This window comes from Klebsiella sp. H-Nf2 (genome assembly GCF_002806645.1).
GTDB lineage: Bacteria > Pseudomonadota > Gammaproteobacteria > Enterobacterales > Enterobacteriaceae > Klebsiella > Klebsiella variicola.
On sequence record NZ_PIBL01000014.1, the window covers coordinates 22,077 to 44,367 of the forward strand.

At 60.0% G+C, this 22,291-nt stretch carries 17 protein-coding genes and 1 pseudogene; 11 read left to right on the forward strand and 7 right to left on the reverse strand.

Going from position 1 to position 22,291, the window contains the following annotated elements; all coding sequences use genetic code 11:
* Positions 1-14 precede the first annotated feature (14 nt).
* Positions 15-1,490, forward strand: a complete 1,476-nt coding sequence (gene dtpD / locus CWM58_RS23975; RefSeq protein ID WP_061155470.1) for a dipeptide permease DtpD — start codon at positions 15-17, stop codon at positions 1,488-1,490.
* A 304-nt stretch (positions 1,491-1,794) separates the two neighbouring features.
* Positions 1,795-3,312 (forward strand): lysine--tRNA ligase, encoded by a 1,518-nt coding sequence (lysS, locus tag CWM58_RS23980; protein ID WP_004202393.1) that lies wholly within the window; start codon positions 1,795-1,797, stop codon positions 3,310-3,312.
* A 93-nt stretch (positions 3,313-3,405) separates the two neighbouring features.
* Here lysS and CWM58_RS23985 read toward each other — a convergent pair whose 3' ends face one another.
* A complete protein-coding gene (locus tag CWM58_RS23985) occupies positions 3,406-3,831 on the reverse strand; it encodes a hypothetical protein (protein ID WP_100681959.1) in 426 nt (141 codons plus the stop codon).
* Positions 3,832-4,403: 572 nt separating this feature from the next.
* On the opposite strand from CWM58_RS23985, the gene iolE reads away from it, so the two are divergent.
* The 3 genes from iolE to CWM58_RS24000 are packed head-to-tail and all read left to right on the forward strand — an operon-like array spanning position 4,404 to position 7,534.
* Positions 4,404-5,324, forward strand: a complete 921-nt coding sequence (gene iolE / locus CWM58_RS23990) for a myo-inosose-2 dehydratase (RefSeq protein ID WP_100681960.1) — start codon at positions 4,404-4,406, stop codon at positions 5,322-5,324.
* Complete coding sequence (locus CWM58_RS23995; RefSeq protein WP_086519398.1) at positions 5,321-6,493, forward strand: Gfo/Idh/MocA family protein; 1,173 nt, start codon at positions 5,321-5,323, stop codon at positions 6,491-6,493. Before iolE ends, CWM58_RS23995 begins: the two co-directional genes overlap by 4 nt.
* A gap of 9 nt (positions 6,494-6,502) precedes the next feature.
* Positions 6,503-7,534 carry a Gfo/Idh/MocA family protein gene (locus CWM58_RS24000; protein ID WP_100681961.1) on the forward strand — a complete coding sequence of 344 codons (1,032 nt, stop codon included), beginning with the start codon at positions 6,503-6,505 and terminating at the stop codon, positions 7,532-7,534.
* 383 nt (positions 7,535-7,917) lie between these two features.
* Here the strand turns inward: CWM58_RS24000 and CWM58_RS24010 are convergent, their stop codons facing one another.
* Entirely contained in the window at positions 7,918-8,925 is a 1,008-nt protein-coding gene (locus tag CWM58_RS24010; RefSeq protein WP_012542555.1) for a Gfo/Idh/MocA family oxidoreductase, read from the reverse strand.
* Between the two features lie 101 nt (positions 8,926-9,026).
* Between CWM58_RS24010 and CWM58_RS24015 the strand changes: the two genes are divergently transcribed.
* From CWM58_RS24015 to CWM58_RS24035, 5 genes and pseudogenes are all read left to right on the forward strand, one after another.
* Positions 9,027-10,046, forward strand: coding sequence for a LacI family DNA-binding transcriptional regulator (locus CWM58_RS24015; protein WP_100681963.1), 1,020 nt, complete (start codon positions 9,027-9,029; stop codon positions 10,044-10,046).
* Positions 10,047-10,476: 430 nt separating this feature from the next.
* Positions 10,477-11,400, forward strand: a complete 924-nt coding sequence (locus CWM58_RS24020) for a sugar ABC transporter substrate-binding protein (RefSeq protein ID WP_060656283.1) — start codon at positions 10,477-10,479, stop codon at positions 11,398-11,400.
* A gap of 32 nt (positions 11,401-11,432) precedes the next feature.
* Positions 11,433-12,917 (forward strand): sugar ABC transporter ATP-binding protein, encoded by a 1,485-nt coding sequence (locus CWM58_RS24025; RefSeq protein WP_061155464.1) that lies wholly within the window; start codon positions 11,433-11,435, stop codon positions 12,915-12,917.
* 19 nt (positions 12,918-12,936) lie between these two features.
* On the forward strand, positions 12,937-13,959 hold the full coding sequence (locus CWM58_RS24030; protein WP_004152946.1) for an ABC transporter permease: 1,023 nt from the start codon (positions 12,937-12,939) through the stop codon (positions 13,957-13,959).
* Between the two features lie 184 nt (positions 13,960-14,143).
* Positions 14,144-14,753: pseudogene (locus CWM58_RS24035) on the forward strand (hypothetical protein).
* 47 nt (positions 14,754-14,800) lie between these two features.
* Here the strand turns inward: CWM58_RS24035 and CWM58_RS24040 are convergent.
* The 5 genes from CWM58_RS24040 to CWM58_RS24060 form a co-directional block, all read right to left on the reverse strand.
* Positions 14,801-15,811: a LacI family DNA-binding transcriptional regulator gene (locus CWM58_RS24040; RefSeq protein WP_162677900.1), complete on the reverse strand. Its 1,011-nt coding sequence runs from the start codon at positions 15,809-15,811 to the stop codon at positions 14,801-14,803.
* 23 nt (positions 15,812-15,834) lie between these two features.
* Positions 15,835-17,235: a sucrose-6-phosphate hydrolase gene (locus CWM58_RS24045; RefSeq protein WP_100681965.1), complete on the reverse strand. Its 1,401-nt coding sequence runs from the start codon at positions 17,233-17,235 to the stop codon at positions 15,835-15,837.
* A complete protein-coding gene (locus tag CWM58_RS24050) occupies positions 17,235-18,605 on the reverse strand; it encodes a sucrose-specific PTS transporter subunit IIBC (protein WP_100681966.1) in 1,371 nt (456 codons plus the stop codon). Before CWM58_RS24050 ends, CWM58_RS24045 begins: the two co-directional genes overlap by 1 nt.
* A 104-nt stretch (positions 18,606-18,709) precedes the next feature.
* The gene (locus CWM58_RS24055; RefSeq protein ID WP_074386691.1) at positions 18,710-20,227 is read right to left on the reverse strand and encodes a carbohydrate porin; all 1,518 of its coding nucleotides are present in this window, start codon (positions 20,225-20,227) and stop codon (positions 18,710-18,712) included.
* 167 nt (positions 20,228-20,394) lie between these two features.
* Positions 20,395-21,318, reverse strand: a complete 924-nt coding sequence (locus CWM58_RS24060) for an aminoimidazole riboside kinase (protein ID WP_100681967.1) — start codon at positions 21,316-21,318, stop codon at positions 20,395-20,397.
* A gap of 238 nt (positions 21,319-21,556) precedes the next feature.
* Here CWM58_RS24060 and CWM58_RS24065 point away from each other — a divergent pair, with 238 nt between their 5' ends.
* Complete coding sequence (locus CWM58_RS24065) at positions 21,557-22,198, forward strand: helix-turn-helix domain-containing protein (RefSeq protein ID WP_165785845.1); 642 nt, start codon at positions 21,557-21,559, stop codon at positions 22,196-22,198.
* Positions 22,199-22,291 lie beyond the last annotated feature (93 nt).

A 22,291-nucleotide genomic window follows, 5' to 3' on the forward strand; every position in this document is an offset into this window, starting at 1 on the left:
TGCAAGGAGAACCTATGAAAACACCCTCACAGCCGCGCGCGATTTACTACATCGTAGCGATCCAGATCTGGGAGTACTTCAGCTTTTACGGCATGCGCGCCTTACTCATCCTTTACCTCACCCACCAGCTTGGCTTTGACGATAGCCACGCCATCAGTTTGTTCAGCGCCTACGCATCTTTAGTTTACGTAACCCCTATTCTCGGCGGCTGGCTTGCCGACCGCCTGCTCGGCAACCGCACGGCGGTGATTGCCGGGGCGCTGTTGATGACCCTCGGCCACGTGGTGCTGGGCGTCGAGTCGACCTCGGCATGGAGCCTGTACGTCGCGCTGGCGATCATTATCTGCGGCTATGGCCTGTTCAAATCCAATATCAGCTGCCTGCTTGGCGAACTGTACGCTCACGACGACCCGCGTCGCGACGGCGGCTTCTCGCTGCTGTACGCCGCCGGCAACGTCGGCTCGATTGCCGCGCCCATCGCCTGTGGACTGGCGGCGCAGTGGTACGGCTGGCATATCGGCTTCGCCCTGGCGGGGATCGGTATGTTCATCGGCCTGATGATTTTCCTAAGCGGCAGCCGCCATTTCCGGCATACCCGCGGCGTGGATAAACCGGCGCTACGGGCGGTGAAATTCGTGCTGCCGACCTGGGGCTGGCTGCTGGTGATGCTGTGCCTGGCGCCGGTGTTCTTCACGCTGCTGCTGCAAAACAACTGGTCCGGCTATCTGCTGGCGATCGTCTGCCTGTTCGCCGCCCAGATGGTGGCGCGGATCATGATCAAAGCCCCGGAGCATCGTCGCGCGCTGTGGCAGATCGTCCTGCTGATGCTCGCCGGGACGCTGTTCTGGGTGCTGGCGCAGCAGGGCGGAAGCTCGATTAGCCTGTTTATCGACCACTTCGTCAATCGTCGCCTGCTGAACTGGGACGTGCCGACCGCGCTGTTCCAGTCGGTCAACGCGGTGGCGGTGATGGCGGCCGGCGTGGTGCTGGCGTGGCTGATGCGCCCGGAAGGCAGTGTGCGTTCGGTGCTGCGCGTCTGGCTGAAATTCGCTTTCGGCCTGCTGCTGATGGGCGGCGGCTTTATGCTGCTGGCGCTCAATGCCCGCCACGGCGCGGCTGACGGCCAGGCCTCGATGGGCATGATGGTTGCCGGGCTGGCGATGATGGGCTTTGCCGAACTGTTTATCGACCCGGTGGCGATGGCGCAAATCACCCGTCTGAACATGCCCGGCGTCACCGGGGTGTTGACCGGGATCTATATGCTGGCCACCGGCGCGGTGGCCAACTGGCTGGCCGGGGTGGTGGCGCAGCAAACCACCGAATCGCAAATCAGCGACACGGCGATTGCCGCCTATCAGCATTTCTTCTCGCAGATGGGCGAATGGACCCTCGGCTGCGTGGCGGTGATGGTCGTTATCGCCTTTGCCGCGGCCTGTAGCGTCGGCAAACGCCGTGCGGCTGCCGGTGAAGTTTCCGGCGGCGGCGCCTGACGCTCGTCCCGGCTCGTGGCGTAAACGCCTTATCCGGGCCGCGATTCGTAGCCCCGGTAAGCACAGCGCCACCGGGGGCATTAAATCAACTGTCAAGCTAACAATAGGAGGATATTCTGGCATGCGCGGAGGCCAACGATAAAAAATACCGTTACTGAAGCCATAGCTGAGTGAGATCAGCTTGGAGTGAATCCAGGATCGTTAAGATTGTGCTCTGGTGTCTTTCCAGAGACAGGCCGCGCGGAAGGGTGACCTGGTTCAATTTATCGAAGCTAGTTTGAAAGCAAGGTTATGAGGAATCCATATGTCTGAACAACAAGCACAAGGTGCCGATGAGGCCATTGACCTTAATAATGAACTGAAAACTCGTCGCGAAAAACTGGCTGCACTGCGTGAGCAGGGCGTAGCCTTCCCCAACGACTTCCGTCGCGATCATACCTCTGACCAATTGCACGCTGAATTCGATGCGAAGGATAACGATGAACTCGCTTCCCTGAACGTTGAAGTTGCGGTGGCTGGCCGGATGATGACCCGCCGCGTGATGGGCAAAGCCTCCTTCGTCACCCTCCAGGACGTTGGCGGCCGCATTCAGCTGTACGTGGCGCGCGATGACCTGCCGGAAGGCGTCTACAACGAACAGTTTAAAAAATGGGACCTCGGCGACATCATCGCCGCCCGCGGCAAGCTGTTCAAAACGCAAACCGGCGAACTTTCCATCCACTGCACCGAGCTGCGTCTGCTGACCAAAGCCCTGCGCCCGCTGCCGGATAAATTCCACGGCCTGCAGGATCAGGAAGTTCGCTATCGCCAGCGCTATCTGGATCTGATCGCCAACGAAGAGTCGCGTCATACGTTCCGTATCCGCTCGCAGATCCTCGCGACCATGCGCCAGTTCATGGTGGCTCGCGGCTTTATGGAAGTCGAAACGCCGATGATGCAGGTGATCCCTGGCGGTGCGTCCGCCCGTCCGTTCATCACCCATCACAACGCGCTGGATCTGGATATGTACTTGCGCATCGCGCCGGAACTGTATCTGAAACGTCTGGTGGTTGGCGGCTTTGAACGCGTGTTTGAAATCAACCGTAACTTCCGTAACGAAGGGATCTCCGTACGCCATAACCCAGAGTTCACCATGATGGAACTGTATATGGCGTATGCGGACTACAAAGACCTGATCGAACTGACCGAGTCGCTGTTCCGCACCCTGGCGCAGACGGTGCTGGGCAAAACCGAAGTGCCATATGGCGACCAGGTGTTTGATTTCGGTAAGCCGTTTGAAAAACTGACCATGCGCGAAGCGATCAAGAAACACCGTCCGGAAACCAACATGGCGGATCTGGATAACTTCGACGCGGCGAAAGCGCTGGCGGAATCTCTCGGTATTCAGGTAGAGAAAAGCTGGGGTCTGGGACGTATCGTCACCGAAATCTTTGATGAAGTGGCGGAGGCGCATCTGATTCAGCCAACCTTCATCACCGAATACCCGGCGGAAGTTTCCCCGCTGGCGCGCCGTAACGACGTCAACCCGGAAATCACTGACCGCTTTGAATTCTTCATCGGCGGCCGCGAAATCGGTAACGGTTTCAGCGAGCTGAACGATGCCGAAGACCAGGCGCAGCGTTTCCAGGATCAGGTGAACGCCAAAGCGGCGGGCGATGACGAAGCGATGTTCTACGACGAAGACTACGTGACTGCCCTCGAGTACGGCCTGCCGCCGACCGCGGGTCTGGGTATCGGTATCGACCGCATGGTGATGCTGTTTACCAACAGCCATACCATCCGCGACGTGATCCTCTTCCCGGCCATGCGTCCGCAGAAGTAATCCGTTGCACTCCCTCCCGGCCTGCGCCGGGAGGTCCTCCCTGCATTATCCCCATCCTGTCGTTTGCCCTGCCGCATGGCAGGGGCGGAGAGATTACTGCACTTTTTGCAGGGAGCCGCGCTGGCTGCCGTTTGTCCAGACGCCGTTAAAGGCGTCGTTGAGAGTAAACGCTGAGCTTTTCACCCGGAAGGTCAGTTTACCCTGGCTGGCTTTCGCCTCCTCGACCAGATGACCATGGGTTTTCACCGTTTTAGCAGTGACGGTAATCTCATCAATTTTATCGCCATACTCCGTATAAACATACCAGGTGCCCACCCAGGGGCCGAAGCCGCTGCTGGCCTGCTGCTCGGCGGCGGCATTCTCGGCTTTGGTTTTATGAATATCGCAGGTGGTCCCGTCGGTCATCTGCGTGCAACCGGAACGTTCAAGCTGTTCCCGGTATTTCGCGCTAATGGCGTGGGCCGGCGCGGCGGCAACCAGCGCCAGGGTGAGGGTGGTGAAAAGCCAGGTCTTATTCATCTTATTGTTTCTCATCGCGATAGCGGCGCGCATTGTCATAAAGGTTGATACACATTGGTGCATTCTCCCGGTGGCGTCAGAATAAATATAACCGCAGCCATTCCTGATAAATAACTACCAGGAAGGAGATGGGTTATTTAATGGTAAAACATCATTACCCTGAGCTTATTTATCACAGAGCCTTCCCGCTGCTTGTCATATTATTGCAGAGAGAATGTTAAGTAATTGATGTTTTAAAAGTGGCTATTTGTCACTTACGCAAATAACAGCAGGCCAGGCCTGGGCGCAGGACTAAAGCCCGCGCCGGTGCGGTGTTGAGTTTTTTTCATATTGCTATCATCATATTTCGAATGAAAGGGATAACCTCTGAGTCGGGTTATTAAGCCAGTAATTTTTATCCGCAAAATAAGCTGGCGGCAAGCATTATTTCCATTTATTTTTCAGGGTTACCTGAAATAGCGGATATATCGCCAGCGCAATGATGGATTTCCATCATTTCTCCGTTTTCATCGTCGGTCGTCGCCTGCTTATAGTGACGCCAGACAAGACCACAGGGTGAAAAGGAGAACAAGATGGCGACAGAGCATCTGCAGTGGGGCGTTAGCCCCCTGTGCTGGACCAACGATGTGCTGGAGGATTTAGGCGGTGATATCCCCCTGGATACCTGCCTGCGCGAGGCGCGGGAGGCGGGCTATCAGGGCATTGAATTAGGACGGAAATTTCCCCGTCAGGCAGAGACGCTGGGCCCGCTGCTGGCGGCGGCTGACCTGCGCCTGGCGTCCGGCTGGTACAGCGGCTTGCTGGCCGACCGCAGCGTGGAAGCGGAGCTGGAGGCGGTGCGGGAGCACGCGCAACTCCTCCGGCAGCTCGGCGCGAGGGTGATGGTTTACGGCGAGTGCGGGCAACTGCCGGGTGAAACCCCGCTTGATGAGCCTATTTCGCTCTCGCCGCCGTTAAGCCGCGTCAGCCTGACGGCGTATTGCCACAAGCTAAATACCTTTGCCGACCTGCTGCTACGCGACTATGGCCTCCAGCTGGCCTATCACCATCATCTGATGATGCTGGTGGAGCATGATGACGAGCTGGAGCGGTTTCTGTCTCACACCCATGACAACGTCGGGCTGGCGTTTGATACCGGACACGCCTTTGTCGCCGGGGTCGAGATCCCGCGCGTGCTGCAAAAATATGGCCACCGTATCCGCCATCTGCATCTGAAAGACGTGCGTCCGCAGGTGCTGGGGCGTCTGTATCGTGAAAACCTGAGCTTTAACGAGGCGGTGCGCGCTGGGCTGTTTACCATCCCGGGCGACGGCTGCATCGACTATGCGCCGATCCTCGACTTCGTCCGGGACAGCGACTACCGCGGCTGGCTGATTATCGAAGCCGAGCAGGACCCGGCGATGGCGCCGCCGTTGGCCACCGCCCGCCGCGCCTATGCCTGGCTGGCGCACCATTTATCTTCCCCTTCACCGTCAGAGGAGCACGCAGCATGAGCGCGCGGTTAAATATCGGTCTTATCGGCTCGGGTTTTATGGGTCAGGCACACGCCGACGCGTACCGTCGTGCGGCCATGTTCTATCCCGATCTGCCGAAGCGCCCGCATCTCTACGCGCTGGCGGATCAGGATCAGGCGATGGCTGAACGCCATGCGGCGAAACTGGGGGCGGAAAAGGCCTACGGCGACTGGCGCGAGCTGGTAAACGATCCGCAGGTTGATGTGGTGGATATCACCTCGCCGAACCATCTGCACTACACAATGGCGATGGCGGCGATCGCGGCGGGTAAACATGTCTATTGCGAGAAGCCGCTGGCGGTCAACGAGCAGCAGGCGCAGGAGATGGCGCAGGCGGCACGGCGCGCGGGGGTGAAGACCATGGTGGCCTTTAACAACATCAAAACGCCGGCGGCACTGCTGGCAAAGCAGATTATCGCCCGGGGCGATATTGGCGAACCGGTGCGCTTTCGCGGCACCTTTGATCAGGGGTTTTATAACGACCCTAACCTGCCCTGGTCCTGGCGCTGCTCGAAAACCCTCGGCGGCAGCGGGGCGCTTGGCGACCTTGGCGCCCATACCCTGTCGGTCGCCCAGTTTTTGCTGGGCGGGATCCGCGAAGTGACCGCCAGCGCGCAAACCTGCCTGCGCCAGCGTCCGGTGCCGCAGCGCGATGCCGGGTATGCCAGCCGGGTCGCGGCCGATGCCGAGTGGCGGGAAGTAGAAAATGACGATCAGGTTCAGTGCCTGGTCAATTTCGACAGCGGCGCGGCGGGAGTGATTGAGGCCTCGCGCATCGCCGCTGGGCGGATCTTCGGCGTGTTCTGGGAGGTCTCCGGCACCGAAGGCACGCTGTATATGGACGGGGAGCGCTTTAACGAGCTGCAGGTGTATCGCTTCAACGATGACAAACACGACCGCGGCTTTAAGACGCTGTATGCCGGGAGCCAGATCCCGGCCTATGCCGGCTTCTTCGGCTTCGATTTTGGCGGCGGCGGGCTGGGCTATTTTGACGTCAAGGTGATCGAAGTGCATGACCTGGTGCAGGGGATTTGCGGGGACGATGACTGCTATCCCAACTTCGAATTTGGTTTGCAGAATCAGCGCGTGCTGTCGGCGATTGAAGCCTCGATGGCCAGCCGTCGCTGGGTGAACGTGGTTAAAGACTAAGGAGCCGCTATGTTTCCCTCACACTTACCGAGCCCGCGCCGCCCGGCGGCGCAGAGCATTCCCTCCCTGCGCTGGGGCATTATCGGTCCTGGCTGGATCGCCGAGCGCTTTGTTCATGCATTGAAAACCTACAGCCGGCAGCAGGTGGTGGCGGTGGCCTCCCGCAGCCAGGCGAAGGCCGAGCGGGTGGCCGCGGAATGGGGGATCCCCCAGGCTTACGGCCAGGTGGAGGAGATGCTGGCGCGCCCGGATATTGATGCGGTGTACATTGCGACGCCGCACAACCATCACTTTCCCGACGGCATGCAGGCGCTGAAGGCGGGTAAACACGTGCTGATTGAGAAGCCCTTCGCGCTCAACCTCGGCGAAGGGCGTGAGCTGCAGGCCGAAGCCGCCCGCCAGGGGAAGCTGGCGCTGGAGGCGATGTGGTGCGATTACGCGCCGAAATATGATGTGATCCGCCAGCTGCTGGAGGATGGGGCGCTCGGCGACCTGCATACCCTGCTGGCCGATCACGGCGAGTATTTCACCCCCGACCACCGCATCTTCAATGCCGACCTTGCCGGCGGGCCGATGATGGACCTCGGCAGCTATTTGACCTCGTTTGCGCTGATGGTGGGCGGCATGCCGCAGGAGATTGTCGCCCGCGGCAGCGCCACGGCGGAGGGGCTTAACGGTCAGACGTCGATGCTGTTTAGCTGGCAGAACGGGATGCAGGGGTTGTTAAACACGACGTTGTTCAGCAACACGCCGGGCGGGGCGGTGGTGGCCGGACGCCAGGCGACCCTGACGCTCGACGGTCAATTCTATGCCCCCGGCGGCTTCACGCTCGCCGCCAGCCAGGGCGGACAGGCGCTGCGCTGGGAAGAGCCGCGCAATCGCTACGACCAGCTGTTCTGGCAGGCGGAGCATTTTGCCTGGTGCATCGGGCAGGGGTTGCAGGACTCGCCGCTGCGGCCGCTCAGTCGGGTGCTGCAGAATCTGCAGGTGATGGATGAGGTGCGGCGCCAGGTGGGCGCGGTGTTTAACGAAGAACGCTAAGGGTTGGCCGGGCTTTGGTTTGCAGACAGCGCGAGCGTATCTGCCATTTCCCGGCACCAGGACGCGTACGATGCCTGATGTCTGTTGCCCGGCGGCGCTGCGCTTGCACGGGCCTACGATATCTATGCAACCGTTTGATATTACAGTGTATTAATGCCTGTGTTATGTAGGCCGGGCAAGGCGTCGCCGCCGCCCGGTATAAAAGCGGCTCCGTGCCCGCTGTCCTTGCCCGGCGGCGCTGCGCTTGCGCGGGCCTACGAGGTTTCTGCAACCGTTTGATATTAAAGCGGATTAATGCCTGTGTTATGTGGGCCGGGCAAGGCGTCGCCGCCGCCCGGCATAAAGGCTGGTACAGCGCCTGATAGCGGTTGCCACGCAACCACTCAGCGACAGTCGTCGACGGCGACAAACTGGCCATGCTGCAGGGACTGAACCGCCGCTTCGGCAATGGCCTGCGCCTGCAGGCCGTCCAGCAGGCCGGGCAGATCGGCCACGGTTTCACCATTCAGGGCGCGAATAAAGGCGTCAAGATGCTGGTAATAAGATCCCTGTACCCGGCTGAACCAGTCCGGCCACAGGCCCGGCTCAATGCGCTGATTGCCGCGCCACAGGGTAGGGCCCGCCGGCGACTGGCTACCGGACTCCAGCGCGCCTTCGGCGCCCAGCAGCGTGATCCGTTCATCATACCCGTGGCCGGTGCGGCGGGTGTTGTCCAGCTGCGCCAGCGCGCCGCCGCGCATCTGCATCATCAGGATGGAGGTGTCGACATCGCCAAATTCGGCAATGTCCGGCAGGGCCAGCGCCGCGCCCATCGCCGCCACGGTACGCACTTCATCGCCAGTGAGAAAGCGCAGGAGATCGAAGAAGTGGATCGCCTGATCGCGCATCTGGCCGCCGGAGCTGCGCAGATAGTCGAGCGGCGGCATGGTGGAGGCGCGGCAGACCATCTGCACCAGCTCGACCCGGCCGATCAGCCCTTGCTCCAGCTGGCGGCGGAGCTGCTGATGGCTGCTGTCGAAGCGCCGGTTAAAGCCGACAGTCACCGGCACGTTCAGGGGGAGCACCCGCTCCACCACCTCACGGGCGCGCGCCAGGGAGAGGTCGATCGGTTTTTCGCAATAGACCGCCTTGCCCGCCCGGGCGGCGGCTTCCAGCAGTTCGGCATGCGACGGGGTTGAACTGGCGATCAGCACCGCGTCGATGGCGTCGCTATGGATCGCCTCGCTCACTGTCACCGCCCGGGCGCCATAGCGGGCGGCCAGCGCCTGGGCGCGCTCCGGGGCGGCATCGGCCACCATCGTCAGCGCACTTCCTTCATGACGGGCAAGACTGGCGGCATGAACCTGACCGATAAAACCACTGCCTACCAGGGCAAAACGTTTGCAGATCATTTTTTTCTCCAGAATGGCGAGGGGACGTTGCCACCATAATCGGTTTGCTAAACTCACTGACACTGCCGTTTTGATGGATTTCCATCATGAAGAGAGGGGCGATGAAAAACATTTCACTGGCGATGCTGGCCAGACAGATTGGCGTCGGCGTGGCCACCGTTGACCGGGTGCTGAACGAACGCGGCGGCGTATCGCCGCAGACCACCCGCAAAGTGCTGCAGGCGGCGCGCGAGGCGGGGCTGAAGCGGATCCTGCCGGAGGAGCACCGCTTTCCCTGGCAGGTTGAGGTCTTTCTCAGCAGCAATGACTCGTTCTTCTTTCCCCAGCTGGCGCAGGATTTTGCCGCCGTGGCGGATAGCCTCGGCTATCGCCGTCTGACCCTGCACCGCACCTTTGTCCCGGAGTCGCAGCCGACGACGCTGGCCCGGCGCATTGTGCGCAGCTGCCAGCAGCGTCAGGGGATCATCGTCTTCGGCAATGACCATCCCGCAGTGCACGACGCGCTGCGCCGCTGCCGGGAGGCGGGCGTCCCGGCGATCACCCTAGCGACGGACCTGCCCGGCGCCGACCGACTCTGCCACGTGGGGATCAATCAGCTGCAGGCTGGCCGCACGGCGGGGTTAATGCTGGGGAGGATGACGCCGCGGCCCGGCGAGGTGCTGATGGTCAGCGGCCGGCAAGATTACAGCGCGCATCGCCTGCGCATTCAGGGGTTTCGCGAGGTGCTGAGCCAGCGCTTTCCCCACCTGCAGCTCAGCGACGTGCTGGCGGGTGAGGAGCGGCGGGAGCAGATCACCCGCCTGCTGGAACAGGCCCTGTGCCGCAGCCGGAATATTGTTGGGATCTATAACACCGGGCTTGGCAATACCCAGATTGCCGAGGCGCTGGCCCGCCACCGCCGCGAAGGCGACGTCTGCTGGATCACCCATGAGCGTTACAACACCACCCGGCAGCAGCTGGCGAAGGGGAGTCTGGCGTTAACGCTCGATCAGAACACCCGTCAGCACGCCCAGCTGGCGATCGACCTGATGCTGCACCATCTGGAGTCCGGCTACCAGCCGCAAACCTATGCCGACGGTAAAGTCGACTTTATCCTCTACAGCGCCGAAAACGTCGACTGAGTCGGTCGGCGTATCCCCTCCTGACCGCATGACTATCCCTGGCGGGTAAATACCCGCCTGGCGGGGAAGCGATCGCTTCAAAGCGTTGTCTGCCTCTCATTTTTCGCTCATTTATGCGGCAATGTTAGATGTCTGTCAAAATTCTGTTACTGCATAGTTTTAAAATTTTCGTTTCAGTTATTTACTTATAAAAGTTTCAAATGTCTTGTTAATGAAATAAATGGTCTGAAATCCAGGTTGCGGTGTAAATGGACTGACGTTTCAAAAAAGTGATGATAAAACAGCCGTTATTTGTGATTTAGATCACGAGGGAGTGCGAGAGGATCCGCAGTGCCGTCGACATCGCAGCAGACATTTGCCGCAACGTAACTGAAATTAATTTTTCATTTTGTTTCATTCACCGGCGTACCTACAAAATCAAGGATCAACTATGAATATTAAGAAAACGATTGTTGCCTCTTTGTTAGCCTGCATGCTGCCTGCGGTGGTTATGGCAAAAGACGTCTCTATTGGCGTCTCCATGGCGCTGTTTGACGATAACTTCCTGACGATCCTGCGGACCTCGATGCAAAAAGAGATGAAAAAAGATGGGGTTAAATCGCAGATCGAGGACGCAAAAGGGGATGTCTCCCAGCAGCTGCAGCAGGTGCAAAACTTTATCGGCCAGGGGGTGGACGCCATTATCGTCAACCCGGTCGATACCAATGCGGTGAAACCGATCATGGATCAGGCCACCAAAGCCGGGATCCCGCTGGTGTTTGTGAACCGTCGCCCGCAGGCGGATCTGACCGACAAGATGGCCTATGTGGGGTCGGACTCTATCCTTGCTGGCCGTCTGCAGATGGAAGCGCTGGCGAAAGCGATGAACGGTAAGGGTAATGTGGCGATCCTGCTCGGCGACCTGGCGAATGAATCTACCCGCGACCGTACCAAAGGGGTGGAAGAGGTGGTGGCGAAATACCCGAACATCAAAATCGTCCAGAAGCAGACCGCGAAATTTACCCGCAATGACGCCGTGGACGTGGTCAGCAACTGGATGACCAGCGGTGAGGATATCCAGGCCATCGCCTCCAACAACGATGAAATGGCGATCGGCGCCCTGCAGGCACTGGGCAAAAACCCGAACCATATTCTCATCGCTGGCGTGGATGGCACCCCGGATGCGCTGCAGATGCTGAAGAGCGGCAAAATGATCGCCACCATCTTCCAGGATGCGAAAGGCCAGGGTGAAGGCGCAGTCGACGCGGCCATCAAGCTGGCGAATGGCGAGAAAGTAGAAAAAATCATCGACGTGCCGTATCAGCTGATCACCAAAGAGAACATGGCTGAATTTACTAACCGTAATCAGAAATAGTTCTGGCCAACCCGTGGTACGGAGGTGGATGTATGAACGCTTTTGCACTTGAAGCCGAAGGTATCAGTAAGTTCTTCCCCGGCGTGAAGGCGCTCGATAATGTCTCATTGCGCGTGCGTCCGGGAACGGTGCATGCCCTGATGGGCGAGAACGGCGCCGGCAAATCCACGCTGATGAAGTGCCTGATCGGTATCTATCGCCCCGATAAAGGATCGATTCGCGTGAAAGGGGAGCCGGTGGAGTTTACCGACACCATGGATGCGTTGCGCTCGGGGATCTCGATGATCCACCAGGAGCTCAATCTGGTGCCGCATATGACGGTGGCGGAGAATATCTGGCTGGGGCGCGAGCCGATGAAGTACGGCTTTGTCGACCACGGCCAGCTGACCCGCCAGACCCAGGCGCTGCTGGATAAGCTCAATATCCGCTTAACCGCCGACCGGCTGGTGGGCGACCTGAGTATCGCCGCTCAGCAGATGGTGGAGATTGCCAAAGCGGTCTCGTGGAACGCGGATATTGTGATCATGGATGAGCCCACCTCGGCGCTGACCGAAGGCGAGGTGGCTCACCTGTTCACCATCATCCGTGACCTGCGCGCCCAGGGCAAAGCGATCATCTATATCAGCCATAAAATGGATGAGATCTTTGCCATCACCGATGAGATCAGCGTCTTTCGCGATGGTACCTGGGTGGGGAGCAAAAACACCACCGAATTTACCCGCCAGTCGCTGATCACCCAGATGGTGGGCCGCGAATTAACCCAGCTGTTCCCGAAATTTAATAACACCATCGGCGAAGAGGTACTGACGGTGCGCAACCTGACGCGCCAGGGCGTATTCCATGACGTCAGCTTTAGCGTACGCCGGGGCGAAATCCTTGGCGTGGCCGGGCTGGTGGGCGCCGGGCGCAGCGAGGTGATGGAAAGCCTGTTCGGTATGGAGCGCTTCGACAGCGGCGAAGTGCTGATCGACGGGGCGCCGGTGACCATTGAGTCCCCCTCCGTGGCGATTGAAAAGGGGATGGCGTTATTAACCGAAGACCGCAAAAAGTCGGGCCTGTTCCTGGTGCTGTCGGTGCTGGAAAATATGAGCATCGTCAAAATGCCGGAATATATCGGCAAGAGCGGTTTTGTCCAGCACGTGAAAATGGCCGAAGACTGCATGGAGCAAATTCGCCGGCTCAATATTAAAACGCCGACGATGGATCAAATTATTAATAACCTCAGCGGGGGGAATCAGCAAAAAGTCCTGATTGCGCGCTGGCTGTTAGCGCAACCGAAAATCTTAATTCTCGATGAGCCGACCCGCGGTATCGACGTCGGGGCGAAGGCGGAGATTTATCATCTGATCAGTGAACTGGCGAATCGGGGGGTGGCGGTCATTATGGTCTCCTCTGAGCTGCCGGAAATCCTTGGTATGAGTGATCGGGTCATGGTGATGCATGAAGGCCGTATCACCGGCATCCTGGAAAAAGACGAAGCCGACCAGGAAACCATTTTGTCGTTGGCATCCCATTGAGGCACAGAGAATGAGTAATATGAAATTAACGGCGGCTCCGGCCAGCGAGGGTTCCTCCTTCTTCGCTAATTTGCGGCATAAAATGCCGAAAGATACCGGCATCTTTGTGGTGATGCTGGTGATTGCCCTGACCTTTGAAATTGCCGGCTGGTATGTTCGTGACCAGTCGTTTCTGCTCAATACCAACCGCCTGGTGCTGATTGTGCTGCAGGTGGCGATTATCGGCATCATCGCCGTCGGCGTCACCCAGGTGATCATCACCACCGGGATTGACCTCTCCTCCGGCTCGGTTATCGCCCTTGCGGCGGTGGTGGCGGCGAGCCTGGCGCAAACCTCCGACAGCCTGTCGCCAATGTTCCCGGCGCTGGTCAACCTGCCGGCGGTGATCCCCATTTGCGCGGGGATCGGCGTCGGCCTGCTGTGCGGGCTGACCAACGGTTTTCTGGTGACGCGGACCGGTATTCCGCCGTTTATCGCCACCCTCGGGATGATGGTTTCGGCGCGCGGTCTGGCGCAGTATTACACCCAGGGCAACCCGATTAGCTTCCTCTCCGACAGCTTTACGGCGATAGGTCAGGGGGCGATGCCGGTGATTATCTTCTTCGTGATCGCCGCCGTGTTTCACATTGCGCTGAAGCATACCCGTTATGGCAAATATGTGTATGCCATCGGTGGCAACATGACCTCGGCCAAAGTGTCCGGCATTAACGTGAATAAGTATCTGGTGATTGTCTACACCATCGCCGGGGCGCTCTCCGGGCTGGCGGGGGTGGTGCTGGCGGCGCGCGTCAGCAGCGGCCAGTCGAGCATGGGGATGTCTTACGAACTGGACGCGATTGCCGCGGCGGTGATTGGCGGCAGCAGCCTGATGGGCGGGGTGGGGCGTATTACCGGCACCCTGATTGGCGCGATGATCCTTGGCCTGATCAAAAGCGGTTTTACCTTTGTCGGCGTCGATGCCTATGTGCAGGATATTATTAAAGGCATCATTATCGTCGCGGCGGTGACCATCGACATGCGTCGCAACCGGAAAAAACACTAATCTTATCAACGGGCGGCAATGGCGAAGGATGTCGTTGCCGCCCGTCCTGTCCAGAAATAAACAAAATACTCCCCGCCAGGCGCGGCCTGTCTGTTTTGCCCGCCCGGCTCATCCTGTACAGTTTTGCCACTTCCGTTGTCCATTCGTCAGAGGCCCACGCGTGGCCTCTTGTTTCTGGAGTCGTATGAATACACCATCCGTCGTCACATCCTCGCCGCTCTGGCGACCGGCAAGCAGGGGCATTATTGTCACGCTGCTCGCCGGCCTGGCGATCCTGGCGCTCAGTCGGGGCGTGAATTGGCCGGCCAGAGAGGTTTACCGGGAGATGCAGACCCGCCAGCTGGAGGAGGATGCGCAGTGGGTCGCGGAGCGCCTTGAGCGGCGAATGAACACGCCGGCGCCGCAGCGGGAAGCCGCCTGGCCGTTGGCGGCGATGCGCGCCGAACTCCATACCCTGGCCCGGCAGCGGCATTATCAACTGCTGCTGGTGAATGGTGACGGGCATCTGCTGGCGGCATCGCATGCGCTGCCGACCAGCGTACTGGCCCAGGTGCAGGCGCAGTTCCCCGGGGAGATGCAACCGCCGCTATTCGGCAGCCACTACCAGACTATCCAGCCTTTCGCCCCGCACCAGCGGATGTTAACCCGCGCGCTGAACGGCGAGGCGGGGCTAACGGGCTGGAATCTGGTGGTGCTGGCGCCGGACGGCGGATTGCCCTCGTTACTGATGGCTTACCGCTGGCCGGTGACGATCGGCCTGGGCATGCTGTTTGCCGGTGCGCTGCTGGCGGTGAGGCAGGCAGCGCACGCCCGGCGAAAACGCTAATTGCCGACGGCGCCGTCAGGGATGGCGAAACTGCAGGGTGGCGGGCAGGTAGCGCTGGAGCGGCTCCGGCGCCTGGCCGTCGATCAGCTGGCTGAGCAGATCGTAGCAGTGCCAGGCCAGCTGGCGATTATCCTGCTGCACGGTATCAATGCGCAGGGAAAGCGAATCATACAGGTAGTGATCGTCGAAGCTGGCGAGATGAATATTGGAGTCCAGCAGATGATGCTGGCTCATGTAGCGCAGTACCCCTTCGAGCAGTCCGCAGGCCGCAGTAAACAAGGCCTTCGGCGGACGTCCCAGCCGCGCGCAGAGCGCCGCGAACATCTCATAGCCGGAGCTGGGGTGATAGTTGCCGTTGATCACCCACTCAGGGCGCAGCGTGACCCCCGCCTGGGTCAGGCCTTGCGTGAACCCCGCCAGTCGGTCGCGCGACGGCGACAGCCGCGGCTGGCCGCCCAGAAACCAGAATTCGTCCGCATGCTGAGGCGCAATGCGGGAGATCAGCTCGGCGGTTGGGGTCACCGAGTCGGTCATCACCAGCGGCAGGGCGCTGTCGCTGGGGGAGCGGTCAAACAGCACCACCGGCAGCTGTTCGCTGAGCTTCAGGTAGTCGGCATCGCTGTGCATGCACGAGGCGACGATCAGACCGTCGACCTGGCGGGCAATCATATTATTGACCACCACGCTCTCCTGACCGGGGTTTTCGTCGGTGCAGGAGATAAGCAGCTGCACGCCGGCTTCCCGGCAGAGCGTCTCAAGCTCATGGGAGAAAACGGCAAACCCGTAGTTGGTGATCTCCGGTACCACCAGGCCAATGGTATGGCTGCGGTTATCGCGCAGCGAGCGCGCATGAATGCTGGGCTGATAGTGCTGCTCGCGGGCGATCGCCAGCACGCGCTCGCGCGTCTCTTGCGCCACGCGCAGCTCTTTGCCACGGCCGTTGAGCACCAGACTGGCGGTCGCTTTGGAGACGCCCGCCAGTTCGGCGATATCTTTGATAGTTACGCGTTTGGTTTTCATCACCACTCAGGAGCCTGAAAGCAAAACGCTTATACTACCATGCATGGCCGCAGCAGCCAGCGGCAGAATGCCACCGGCGTCGCACCGCTGAAGATTAACTGCCCCGGATAGCCCGGGAAGAAGCGGCTGCTCATCACCCCTTCGCCATCGTTGATGAAAATTTCCACGCTGGAGCGGTCGATAAAGATCCGCAGGCGCCGCGCTTCGCCGCGCCAGTAGCGGTGATGCATCTCGGCCGTCTGCAGCCCGCGGCGCGACAGACGCAGGCCGTCGCGGTTGACGGTGAGCTGCAGGGCGCCGGCAAAGTCCAGCCCCAGCGTACTGTTGGGGGCGATGTCAAAGGCCAGCTCCATCGGGGCGAGGGGCAGGGTCTGCCCGCGCCAGCCCTGGGCTTCCTCGCGCAGAGCGGCCAGCTCGCGCAGCGGGCGCTGATACAGAGTACCCGCCTGCCACTCCAGCTCGCGCACGCAGGTCATCTGGTGGATCCATCCCTGTGCGCGGGTGGGTTGATGCATCTCTTCCCCGTCCGGGACGCCCATCCAGCCGACCAGCAGGCGGCGGCCATCCTCGGCCAGCATGGTCTGCGGCGCGTAGAACTCAAACCCGCTGTCCAGCTCGTGCAGCGGGCCGTGGTCGAAGGTGCCGCGTTCGGCGTCGAAGCGGCCTGCCATCCACACCGCCGGATAGGTATTGAGAAAGCGCTGCGCTTCGCGGGCCAGCCCCTGCGGGCAGCAGATCAGCAGGTGGGTATCCGCCAGCGGAAAGAGATCCGGGCACTCCCACATATAGCCGCCGTTCGCCAGACCGTTAACGCCATGTCCGGCGATCTCGCCCACCAGGCGCCACTCCCGCAGATCGCTGGCGGTAAACAGCAGCACTTTACCGTGCTGTTGCAAATCCTGCGCGCCGAGGACCATGTACCAGCGCCCGTCCTGCTGCCACACCTTGGGGTCGCGCACGTGACCGGTGTAACCGTCAGGGAGCGGCAGCACCGGCCCCAGCTTGCGGAAGGTGCCATCGGCATTCTCTGTCGCCAGGCACTGCCAGGCGGTGCGCCCGCCGTCGGGGAATTTCACGTTGCCGGTGTAGCACAGCGTCAGGGCGCCCTCGAACTTGACCGCGCTGCCGGAGTAGCAGCCGTTGCGGTCATACTCTTCGTCCGGCATCAGAGCGATAGGTTCATGCCGCCAGTGCAGCAGATCGGCTGAACTCCAGTGTCCCCAGCACTTATAGGTATGGTCGCAGGCGAGCGGGTTCCACTGATAAAACAGGTGGTAACGCCCGGCGACCTGGCAAAAGCCGTTGGGATCGTTCAGCAGTCCGCTGACCGGCGCCAGATGCCATTGCGGATAATGGCTGTCGGCCAGCGCCTGCGGCTGGCCCTGCATAACGGCCTGCAGGATCGCAGGCAGGCGTGACGGTAATGACATTATTCAGCGTCCGTTTTGTATTTCAGCGTCAGAGAAAGCATGAAGGCCACGGCGAAGGCGATCGCCATACCGATAATGTAGTTCAGCAGCGAAGTGGCCTGCACGATGGCCATCCCCGGGATCGCCGTCAGGCCCACCGCGGTCATGTAGACGTGCATCGACACCACCCAGGCGCCGCCGGCAGCACCGCCCACCAGCGCAGCGATGAACGGCTTCACAAAGCGCAGGTTAATCCCGAAGATTGCCGCTTCCGTGATCCCCAGCATCGCCGAAAACGCCGACGGCAGGGAGATGGCTTTGATTTTGGCATCTTTGGTTTTAAACCACACCGCAAAGCAGGCGCCGCCCTGAGCGACGTTGGCCATCGCCCAGATCGGCAGCAGGAAGTTGACGCCAATCGACGGGTTGCCCAGCAGTCCGGCCTCAATGGCGTGGAAGCTGTGATGGATACCGGTAATGACGATCACCGAGTAGAGGCCGCCGAACAGCAGTCCCGCCAGCCAGCCGGCGTGGCTGATAAGCGTGCTGAGGATAAACGAAATGCCGTCGCCGAGCGCACGACCGGCCGGGCCGATCAGCAGCAGAGCGATAAAGCCGGAAATAATTACCGTCAGGAACGGGGTGAGGATCAGGTCCAGCGCGTCAGGGATAACGCGGCGCAGCTGTTTTTCGACAATGCTCATAAACCACACCGCCAGCAGCACCGGGAAAACGGTGCCCTGGTAGCCGATCATCGCCACTTCGATACCGAAGAAATTCATGGTATGGAAGCCGGCGGCGACGCCCCAGGCGTTGGTCAGCGCCGGGTGGGTCAGGATCCCGCCGAGGGTCGCGCCCAGATAAGGGTTACCGCCAAATTCGCGGGCGGCGGTAAAGCCGATCAGGATCGGCAGAATGATAAACGCCGCCGAGCTGCACATATCCAGCATGATATAGATAGCGTTGCTCGGGTCGACCCAGCCGTAGGTTTTCACCATCCCCAGCAGGCCCATCAGCAGGCCGGAGGCGACGATGGCGGGAATGATCGGTACGAAAATGTTGGACAGCAGGCGGGCGATGCGCTGGAACGGGTTCAGCTTTTTCGCGGCCAGGTCGGCGGCTTCGGATTTGCTTGATTCGCTGATGCCTGCGGCCTGGATAAAGGCGGCATAGACTTTATTGACCACCCCGGTACCGAAGATGATCTGCATCTGTCCGGCATTGCGAAAGCAGCCTTTCACCCCGTCGATTTTGCCTATGGCCTGTTGGTCGGCGAGCGCGTCGTCGACCAACACCAGCCGCAGGCGGGTGGCGCAGTGCGCGGCGCTGGCGATATTTTCCTTGCCGCCCAACAGGGGAAGCAGTGAGCGGGAAATCTGATCAAAATCCATAGTACCCTCTGAATGCATGATGATATGGCGTGGGCGGTGCCGGCCGTGGCAGGCACCGCGAACCTTATATTTATGTGTTACTTACCCTGTCGTCCGGGTTACCGTCAGAACCAGGTCTCCATTTGCATACCGAACGACCATTCGCCGCCCGATTTGAACCCGTTGCTGCCTAATGCATCATCGTTGGCGTAGTTATCCAGTTTTTTGCTCCAGTCCATCCACGATGTATAGAAGCGGATCTCCGGACGCGAGAAGAAGTCGCCGATGCTGCCCACCTTAAAGGTTGGGGCGAAGGTCAGCTTGTAGAAGCTGCCGTTCACCGCGTGGCGATCGTTGTAGCCTTCAGGCTGCAGATCCATGTACTGATAGCTGCCCTCCCAGGCCAGGGCGAAGTTCTGCGTCACTTCCTGAATCAGACGCAGGTTGAGAGTGGCCCACTGATAGCTGTCGCCATCGACATAACGATCTTTACTGCTCTGCGCCAGCACGGCCGGGGCAATAAACCAGCGATCGCTCAGCGGCGTCGTGCCGTAGCTGGCGAAGCGCCAGGTATTGGCCCCCGGGCGCAGCGCACCGTCGGAGCCGATGCCTTTAACCTCGGCGCCCAGCCCGTGGCCATACAGCAGGGCCGTTTTGCTGGTCCCGTCGCGCAGGCCATAGAAGCTCTCATTGTGCAGGCCCAGCAGAGCATGGACCCCGGTGTTAGCGGCATCGCCTTTCACCAGATTGCCGTTCGTGTCCTGGCGTTCGTCATTATCTTTCGCCCGCATCCCGCTGACCATCATCTGCACCGGGCCGACAAAGTTATTCATGCTGACGATATAGTTCTGCACGCTGTTGCTGCTGTCAGCGATATCGCCAAAGTTGCGGCCGTATAACGAGAAGTTGCTGCGCAGGCTGTCGTTCCATTTCACGTCGTAGATCCCGCCGCCGGTCCCGGCGAGGAACACCACATCCGAGTCAATCCAGTGGATGTCGAAGTTGTCACGGTCAAAGCGTTTCCCAGCCCACAGGGTCGAGCCTTTGAACGGGCCTTCGAAGGTGGGCAGGTTGCCCAGCTCGACAAACGCCTGGCGCACGTTCAGGTCGCTGCTGCTTGCCGTCCAGTCGTTATAGGTGGTCTGCCCGTCGGCCACCATCACTTTGAAACGGGTGGTCGCCCCGTTGTCCAGCGTCTGTTTATGTTCGAGGTTCATTTCCACATAGGTGTCGGCCTGGTTGCCCAGACGACCAATGGCGCCACCGGTCTCCCCGGCGGGGGTCATATAAGCGCCGGATTTGGTGCTGGCGGCCGAGTCGTTCATGATCACGCCGGAACGGGCATAGCCGTGGAACTCAAAGCCGCCAGGCCGTTCGGCTTTTTCTTCCAGCTGAGTGGTGCGCTTGGCCACCTGCTGGGTGGTGACCTGGGTTTGCTGCTGCTGCTGGGTTAACTGCTGAACTTTCTGCTCCGCCGAGGCGGCACGGCTTTCGGCAGTGCTGGCGCGGGTTTCGGCGTCCTGCAGGCGTTTTTCCAGGGCGGCGAGACGCGCTTCAATGCTGTTCAGGTCTGTCTGCCCATGGGCGGCGGCGGTGCCGGTTAGCAAAGCAATAAGAATGGCTAACTTCCGTTTTTTATACATGCTGTTGACATCCAAAGGTGAAAATCAGTGAGTGTGCTAACTTTTGCTAAACCGGTTTAGTTAATATGGTAAACATGTCAGTAACGCGGTGAAAATAAAAATTGCTAAACCGGTTTAAGAATTGTGATGTCGCCAGCAAAGTGGGCCGTTACGCCGGCCCAACGGGATCACAGCGAGCGCTGAAGATCGTCCCTGTAGGGCAGGGCGGTCATGGCGCCTTTGGCGGTGGTGGCCAGCGCGCCGCAGGTTTGCGCCAGCGTAAGGTCGGAAGCCAGCGCGGCGAGGTTGTCAGGGATACCGTGAGCGGCGAGGCCGGCGAGCAGCCCGGCGACAAAGGCATCGCCGGCGCCAGTGGTATCAACGGCCACCACCGGGCGAGCGGGGAAGTGGCTAACCTGCCCGCGCAGGGCGGCCTGGACCCCCGCTTTGCCCTGGGTCACCAGCAGCAGCGTCGGCTGGAAGCGGGCGTTCAGCCGGGCGATGCCGCTGACGATGTCGTCGCTGCCGCTGATAAAGGTCAGCTCCTCTTCCGAGAGTTTTATGGCGTCGGCGAGGGCCAGCGCCCGGTCGAGACAGTCACGCAGGTCCTGCGGATCCTGCCACAGGTCGCTGCGGATATTGGGGTCGAAGCTGACATAGCCCCCGGCGCGTTTTATCGCCTCCATTGCCGCGAATGCCGTGCTGCGGCTCGGCTCGGCGCTGAGAGCGATGGAGCAGACGTGCAGCCACTGGCCGGCGGCAAACGGCGGGAGATCCTCGGGCTGAAGGAACAGGTCGGCGCTCGGACGGACCATAAAGGTAAAGGTGCGCTCCCCGTGCTGATCGAGATCGACCACCACCGTGGAGGTGCGCTGCGCGGCGTCGAGGTGCATATAATTCACATCGACCTTCTCCTGCGCCAGGGTGTGACGCATAAAGCGGCCGAAGGGATCGTCGCCGACGCGGCCAATAAAGCCGCTGTCGCCGCCGAGCCGCGCCACGCCGACCGCGACGTTGGCTGGCGCACCGCCAGGGCATTGCAGCAGGCGGCCCTCTCCATCGGGCAGGAGATCGACGACCGCATCGCCGAGTACCCAGATTTTTCCATTCATTCGACAAATTCCTCTTAGCTAAACTATGTTAAACCGGTTTAGCTAATTAAAGCATAGCCCACCGGTAAGCGGAACGATCGGGTCACGAAACAGGGAGGTGAGGGTAAAAAATGTGACCCAGGCGAAATATTTCGCCACTCCAGATCTGGACTTTTCCTTCCCCACCCGCTTAGGTATAGTTCAACAGGTCGCGGTTAGCCCCGCCGCGGTGGCCAAAGGTAAAGGAGTGCGCAGCGCGATGAACCCCAGTTTTGGCGATATTTACGATCGGTACCAGAAGCTGACGCTGACCACGCATCTGCCGGCGGTGATCGCCTGCAGTGAAACGCTGAGTTTGGGCAAAGACCAGGGCTTTATTCCGCAGCCGGGCTATCTCTACTTTCTGCTGCAGGGGCAAATGACGTTGGCCTTTGGTGATGAGCAGAACCTGATCGGCATTGTTATCGCGCATATGCCGTTAGGATTACTGGAACATTATTGTCCGTCGGTCGCGCTCTATTATCAGTGTCTGGGCGAGTGCCAGCTGGCGAAAATAACCGCCAGCGATTTTGAGCGAATATTCTTTCATTCGTCGCCGGGCTATATGCAAGAGCTGACCACGATCCTGGCCTATATGGGCATATTTGCCCTTGATGCCCACTATGAACGCGGCAGCCAGACCAGTTTTCAGACCATTAAATCGATGCTGTCGCGCTATTTATATCGCAGCGAAATTGATGGTGGTCAGCATGAAAGCCTGTCGGCATTTATTATTAAACGAACCAATCTCTCGCGCAGCTATGTGTACCAGGTGCTGGCCGCGCTGCGCGAGGGGGGATATATCACGGTGAAAAAAGGCAAGCTGATCTCCATCGACCGTCATATTCCTGAGAAATTCTGAACCCGATTCGGCAGATTCACGCCATCACGTTGCTATCACCGCCAGGGAAAGCGCTAAGCGCGCTTTTTCCCCGGCCCCGTTACGTCTGAATCT

Excerpts from the sequence above, each read along its gene's own strand:
- CWM58_RS23985 (WP_100681959.1), bottom strand. The coding sequence starts at position 3,831 with ATGAATAAGACCTGGCTTTTCACCACCCTCACCCTGGCGCTGGTTGCC.
- CWM58_RS23995 (WP_086519398.1), top strand. The coding sequence starts at position 5,321 with ATGAGCGCGCGGTTAAATATCGGTCTTATCGGCTCGGGTTTTATGGGT.
- CWM58_RS24020 (WP_060656283.1), top strand. The coding sequence starts at position 10,477 with ATGAATATTAAGAAAACGATTGTTGCCTCTTTGTTAGCCTGCATGCTG.
- CWM58_RS24030 (WP_004152946.1), top strand. The coding sequence starts at position 12,937 with ATGAAATTAACGGCGGCTCCGGCCAGCGAGGGTTCCTCCTTCTTCGCT.
- CWM58_RS24050 (WP_100681966.1), bottom strand. The coding sequence starts at position 18,605 with ATGGATTTTGATCAGATTTCCCGCTCACTGCTTCCCCTGTTGGGCGGC.
- CWM58_RS24055 (WP_074386691.1), bottom strand. The coding sequence starts at position 20,227 with ATGTATAAAAAACGGAAGTTAGCCATTCTTATTGCTTTGCTAACCGGC.
- CWM58_RS24065 (WP_165785845.1), top strand. The coding sequence starts at position 21,557 with ATGAACCCCAGTTTTGGCGATATTTACGATCGGTACCAGAAGCTGACG.
- CWM58_RS24015 (WP_100681963.1), top strand. The coding sequence starts at position 9,027 with ATGAAAAACATTTCACTGGCGATGCTGGCCAGACAGATTGGCGTCGGC.
- CWM58_RS24025 (WP_061155464.1), top strand. The coding sequence starts at position 11,433 with ATGAACGCTTTTGCACTTGAAGCCGAAGGTATCAGTAAGTTCTTCCCC.
- dtpD (WP_061155470.1), top strand. The coding sequence starts at position 15 with ATGAAAACACCCTCACAGCCGCGCGCGATTTACTACATCGTAGCGATC.
- iolE (WP_100681960.1), top strand. The coding sequence starts at position 4,404 with ATGGCGACAGAGCATCTGCAGTGGGGCGTTAGCCCCCTGTGCTGGACC.
- lysS (WP_004202393.1), top strand. The coding sequence starts at position 1,795 with ATGTCTGAACAACAAGCACAAGGTGCCGATGAGGCCATTGACCTTAAT.
- CWM58_RS24060 (WP_100681967.1), bottom strand. The coding sequence starts at position 21,318 with ATGAATGGAAAAATCTGGGTACTCGGCGATGCGGTCGTCGATCTCCTG.
- CWM58_RS24010 (WP_012542555.1), bottom strand. The coding sequence starts at position 8,925 with ATGATCTGCAAACGTTTTGCCCTGGTAGGCAGTGGTTTTATCGGTCAG.
- CWM58_RS24045 (WP_100681965.1), bottom strand. The coding sequence starts at position 17,235 with ATGTCATTACCGTCACGCCTGCCTGCGATCCTGCAGGCCGTTATGCAG.
- CWM58_RS24000 (WP_100681961.1), top strand. The coding sequence starts at position 6,503 with ATGTTTCCCTCACACTTACCGAGCCCGCGCCGCCCGGCGGCGCAGAGC.